Origin of the sequence: uncultured Campylobacter sp. (genome assembly GCF_938045775.1) — a bacterium.
Lineage (GTDB): Bacteria > Campylobacterota > Campylobacteria > Campylobacterales > Campylobacteraceae > Campylobacter_B.
In genome coordinates, this window is sequence record NZ_CALIBH010000011.1 from 1 (window position 1) to 5,478 (window position 5,478).

Genomic DNA, 5,478 nt, shown 5'->3' on the forward strand with positions numbered 1-5,478 from the left:
CTTAGCTCGTCGCTTGCGCGAAAGTGTGTGAAAAAGCCACGAAGCTTAAATCCGCCCTGCTTGCATAGCCTAAGCGCCTCATCTAGTTCGCTCGCACCGATGCCGTTGCGGTGCATAGCAGTATCTGCAGCGATATAAATTTTAAGCCCTCGTTTAAGACGCGAGAAGTAGCCAAGATCATTTACCGCGTAGCAAAACCGCTCATCCTCGTCTCCGCGCGGAATGTGCGAGAGTACTAAAATTTCATCAAATAAATCTGCAATCTGCGCAGCTTCCGTAGCACTTCGCGTTACGGCGCGTACGAAGCCTAGCTTTGCCGCTTCCTCGCAGCAAATCCTGCAGCCATGGCCGTATGAATTATCCTTGGCTACTAAAAATACTCGTTCCGCTCCACCTACTTTGGCGGCGATTTGCGCTAGATTGTGCGCATAAGCGACGCGATCTAAGATGATCTCAGACATCGAAATTTAGTCCATAAGTGCGGTATAAATATGGCAGCAGCTTGCGCGCGGCGTAGTCGTAGCCGTAGAATTTCGCATAAATTTCTTTCAAGCTAGCCTCGCTTGCGCGCTCGAAATCAAATACGTCCGTACCCGCGATTTTTGGCACGCGCTCGTCTAAGAATTTAAAGAATTCCGCTCTCGCAGCCAAAAGCTCTTTTATATTTTTCTCAACCTCTTGCTTTTCAGATTCGTTCATCTCTGGTCCTTTAAATTTTCTAGTTTACCTAAAAATACGCGCTGCATCTCGTCGCGAAACTCGGGGCTGCTGGCCTCGAAGCGAGTTACGATCACAGGCGTGGTATTGCTTGCCCGTACGAGCGCCCAGCCGTCATCAAACCGCACTCTGATGCCGTCGATCTCGATAATATCGCGGATAGGCGGCAGCTCCGAGATACCCGCGTGGGTTTGAGCTTTAAGAGCCTCGATGATCTTAAATTTCGCCTCCTCGCTCGTATTAAATTTAATCTCGTCGGTGCTAAAAACTCGCGGCAGCTTGTCTAGCTCGGCGTCCAAATCATAACCCTTGGCTACGAGCTCAAGCACGCGCATCATCGCATATACGCCGTCATCAAAGCCGAAATATCGCTCTTTAAAATAAATATGCCCGCTAACCTCCGCGGCAAGGTCGATGCCAAGCTCCTTCATCGCCTTTTTGATATTGCTATGGCCGGTCTTGCCCATGAAGCTTTTGCCGATCTTATCGATAGTATCATACATCGCTTGAGAGCATTTGACTTCGCCTAGGATGCGCGGATGGTGCATATTTAAGGCAAGCAGGCAGGCTAGCTCGTCGCCTTTAATGTTGCGGCGCGGCGTAAGCACGGCGATCCTATCGGCATCTCCGTCAAAACCAAAACCCAAGCTCACGCCGTCTTGCTTCATCGCAGCTTTAAGATCAGCTAAATTTTTCTCCTCGCTGGGGTCTGGGTGGTGGTTTGGGAAATTACCGTCTGGCTGTGGAAATAAAACTTTAGCGTTTAGCTCTAGCCTTCCTATGATTTTAGTAGCGGTAACGCCTGCAGCTCCGTTTGCGCAGTCAATGATAAAAGGCGCGGCAAAGCCCTTAAGAGCCGCAAATTCTTTTTCAAAATATGCTAGATACTCGCTTAAGATGTCGTACTTCTGAGTGCTTATATCGGTTGGAATTTTAAAATTTGAACCGATCAGCCCCCGCACCTGCGCACCTAGGCGTTTCAAATCCGAGCCAAAGAAGCTATCCGTGCCGATCGTGATCTTAAAGCCGTTGTAATTTTTGGGATTGTGCGAGCCGGTGATCATTACGTTTGCGTCAAATTTATGCGTAAATACGCTAAAATAGCCCACCGGCGTCGGCAGCAAGCCGATATCAAAAACCCGCAGTCCTGCAAAATTTAGCCCGCTTACGAAATAGCCGAAAAGCTCATCCGCGCTAAGACGGGCGTCGTATCCCACGCTAACGCGCTCAAGCCCCAGATTTGCGATATGTTTACCAAGCGCGAAGCCGATCGCCTTTACGCTGCGCTCGTTTAGCTCCTCACCCACGATGCCGCGAATATCGTATTCTCTAAAGATATCTTCGATCATAAAATTCCTTTAAATTTAAATCGCGGTATTTTATAAAAACTTGCTTAATATTTATATTATAAATGATAAAATCGCCGCTAAAATTCCAAAGGATGGTTATGAAAAAATTTATTCTAGTAGCGATTTTAGCGGCTTTTGCTTGCGCGGGCGATTACGAGCTCGTAGGTAGCGTAAATACTTCGTTTAGAATTTTTGGCAAAGACGATCGCATCGAAGTCATCGCGGTTAAAGATCCTAAGATCGACGGCGTGACCTGCTACGTCTCTTACGCCAAAAAAGGCGGCGCCAAAGAGATCATCGGCGTGGAGGAGGACCGCTCCGAAGCCTCTGTTTCGTGCGTGCAGACAGCGCCTAAAATCATCATCAAAGAGGAGCTGAAAAAAGAGGATATTTTTGAAAAACGCAGCTCGTTGATCTTCAAAAAGACCCATGTAGTTAGGCTTTACGATGCGGTGCAGAGCTCGCTAATCTATTTGGTTTATTCAGACAAAGTGATTGACGGCTCGCCCAATAACTCGATCTCGGCGATCCCGTGCCACCAAGCCGTGGGCGACGTGTGCGAGCTCGCATATACCCAAGGCAAAAAATAATAATAAGGAATTCCGCAAAGATAAAATTTTATCGCAGCGGAATTCTAAATTAGAAATTACGCTATGAGATGGCGCATGAAATTTACATAGAATTTCGCCAAATTCTGCAGCATTTTATAAAATTTATCCGCGCCGTTAAATTCCCGCGCGAATGCCCAAGATGAGAATTTTACCGCTTTATCAAAGCATCTTAACGCATATTCGCGCTACGCTAGTAGGCGTGCGCTTGCAGGTCGTAAAATGAAAAATTAAGCAATTTTTGCTAAAATCTCGCGATTTTGAAAACCCTCGTAAATCTAAAGGAAATCAATGAAGACATTTTTTAGTATGGAGTGCGCGTCAGTGATGCTACTGATTTTGGCGCTAGCCTGTGCAATCGCTACTTTTGTAGAGACCGCTTACGGCACGGAAGTAGCTTGGGCGATGGTTTATTCTACTGCGTGGTTTGGCGCGCTGATGGTGCTTTTGGGAATAAATTTAACCTACAATATCTATCGCTACCGCATGATTAAACTTCGCACGCTGCCTGCGCTAATCTTTCACGCAAGCTTTTTGTTTATGCTTGCTGGAGCGATTTTGACGAGATATTTCGGCTTTGAGGGCAATATCCATATAAGAGAGGGCGGCGAGAGCTCGATCGTAACGACTAAAGACGAGGTCGTTCAGCTTCTTACTTTAGGCAGTGACGGCGAGTTTATATCTGCTGACGAGAGCAAATTTTTAAACGGCGCAGGACGGATGAACTTCAATCTCAATCTAGACGTAGAGGGCAGGATCGCAAATTTAAAATTTAAAGAGCTAATAGAACACGGCGAGCTAAAATGGGTGCAAGATCCGACCGGACAGGCTCCTGCGCGCGTGGAACTATTATTTTCAAACAATGTCGGTAGTCAAAACGTCTCCTTGCAATCAGGCGAAAGCATGGATATAGGCGAGCTTAGTATCACTTTTAATGCAGAGCCTAAAAGTAAGAATTTTATCTATATAAAATCCAAAGACGGCAAATTCTATCTAAACTCAAGCCTTGATATAAACGCCACTAAAATGGCTGATATGAGCACTGCGCCGCTTAAGAAAAACGAGGATAATCCTCTAGGCAATCTCTTGCTTTACAGCTTCGACGGGATAAATTTCGCTCCCGTTAGCTTGCTTAGCTCCGCGGTCGAGAAATTCGTCCCGGTCGATGCGAATTTACCGGGTGAGCCCGGCGTAGTAGCTACGCTAAGCTTTGCGGGGCAGAGTCGCGAAATCTACGTGCCTAGGGATTCGCATGGCGCTAGCTACAAGGTGGGAGATAAGAATTTCATCGTAGCCTTGGCGCCAAAGATGCTTCATCTGCCTTTTAAAATCGCGCTTCGCGACTTTGTGATGGATCGCTACCCGGGCACCAATTCGCCCTCCGGATATAAAAGCGAAATCACGCTAAAAGACGGCAATTCGAGCTTTGATTATGATATTTTTATGAATCATGTGCTCGATTACGGCGGATACCGATTTTTCCAAAGCTCATACGACACGGATGAGCGTGGTACCGTGCTTTCGGTCAATAAAGACCCCGGCAAAGTTCCAACTTACATCGGCTATTTTTTGCTTTGCGTGGGGATGTTTTTTAACTTTTTCAACCGAGGCTCGCGCTTTTTCAAGCTCTCGCGCTTAATCAGCGAAAATACGCATCTTGCTCGAGAAAAAGATGTAAATTCTAAAAATTCCGCGTCTAGCTCGGTGCCCGCAAGCTCCGCAGAAAGCTCCATATCAAAACGCACCAAAAAATCGCGACGCGGCACTAAAGGCGCGGCATTGGCATTAGTAGGCGCGTTGGCTTTGAGCTTGGCTGCATTGTATCCTAGCACAGCAAACGCCGAACAAAACTCCACGACTCGAAATTCTATTTCGCAAAATTCAGCGCCGCAAAGCTCGGCTAGCGTGCAAGATTCAGCTTCGCAAAATTCTGCGCAAAATTCCGCCGCCGAAAATTCCAAGCATAGCTCCGCTTCGCAAGAATCTGCGGCGGAGCAAGACTCCATCCCGCCGCATAATTTTTCTACTATGGAAGGCGAACTAGCCGTGCCGAAATTTGATCCTAAATTTAGTGAGGATCTAGCAAGCCTCGTAATTCAGGGATTTGATGGGCGAATGGAGCCTTTTGATACAGTTTCTAGGGAGCTTTTAAATAAAATTTACCGTGCCGACAACTACAAGGCGCCAAATGGCGAAATTTTAAACCATAACGCCGCCGCGCTTTCGTTTATGCTAAATCAAAGCTACTGGAGGCGTGCGCCGATTATCAAGGTTAGTGAGCCGGAGCTTAAGAAAATTCTAGGTATGGATGAGAAGCAAAGCCACGCCAGTATGATGGATTTTTTTGAATTTAAAGGCGGCGAGAGCTACTACAAGCTCGATAAAATGGTCGAGGAGATCAACCGCAAGCCTTTAGGCAATCGCGGTGTGCTAGATAAAGAGATCATCAAGGTAAATGAGCGCGTAAACGTCTTTTACTCGGCGTTTATGGGGGATTATTTTAGAATTATTCCGATTAAGAACGCTAAAAATAACGAGTGGCTTTCGCCGCTATATCTAGGCGATGCGCTGGATCAAAACGAATCTGCTGAAGTTAAAAAGATGATGGGAATATTCGTTTCGTCCGTGGTCTATGCCCAAGAAAGCGGGGATTGGAGCGGCGCAGAAAAGATGCTAAGCTACGTCAAAAAATACCAAGCACAAAACGGCGCAAATTTAATGCCTAGCGAGAGTGCGATAAAATATGAAATTTTATTTAATAAGGCTAAAATTTTTTCTCGCCTCTTTCCGATCTACACTATCTC

Annotated in this window: 5 protein-coding genes; 2 read left to right on the forward strand and 3 right to left on the reverse strand. The window is 46.4% G+C overall.

The window, feature by feature from the left end; translation table 11 throughout:
- The 3 genes from Q0238_RS00300 to Q0238_RS00310 all read right to left on the reverse strand — a co-directional run.
- On the reverse strand, positions 1–461 hold a 461-nt coding region (locus tag Q0238_RS00300; RefSeq protein ID WP_297941733.1), incomplete at its 3' end, for an alanine racemase.
- Positions 454–699: a CmeU family protein gene (gene cmeU / locus Q0238_RS00305; RefSeq protein ID WP_297941735.1), complete on the reverse strand. Its 246-nt coding sequence runs from the start codon at positions 697–699 to the stop codon at positions 454–456. The genes Q0238_RS00300 and cmeU, both read right to left, overlap by 8 nt.
- On the reverse strand, positions 696–2,066 hold the full coding sequence (locus Q0238_RS00310; protein ID WP_297941737.1) for a phosphomannomutase/phosphoglucomutase: 1,371 nt from the start codon (positions 2,064–2,066) through the stop codon (positions 696–698). The genes cmeU and Q0238_RS00310 overlap by 4 nt, the downstream gene beginning before the upstream one ends.
- Before the next feature lie 98 nt (positions 2,067–2,164).
- Here Q0238_RS00310 and Q0238_RS00315 point away from each other — a divergent pair, with 98 nt between their 5' ends.
- Together Q0238_RS00315 and Q0238_RS00320 are read left to right on the forward strand one after the other, a co-directional pair.
- Positions 2,165–2,656 (forward strand): CreA family protein, encoded by a 492-nt coding sequence (locus tag Q0238_RS00315; protein WP_297941739.1) that lies wholly within the window; start codon positions 2,165–2,167, stop codon positions 2,654–2,656.
- A gap of 309 nt (positions 2,657–2,965) precedes the next feature.
- A partial coding sequence (locus tag Q0238_RS00320) for a cytochrome c biogenesis protein ResB (protein ID WP_297941741.1) occupies positions 2,966–5,478 on the forward strand: 2,513 nt, incomplete at its 3' end.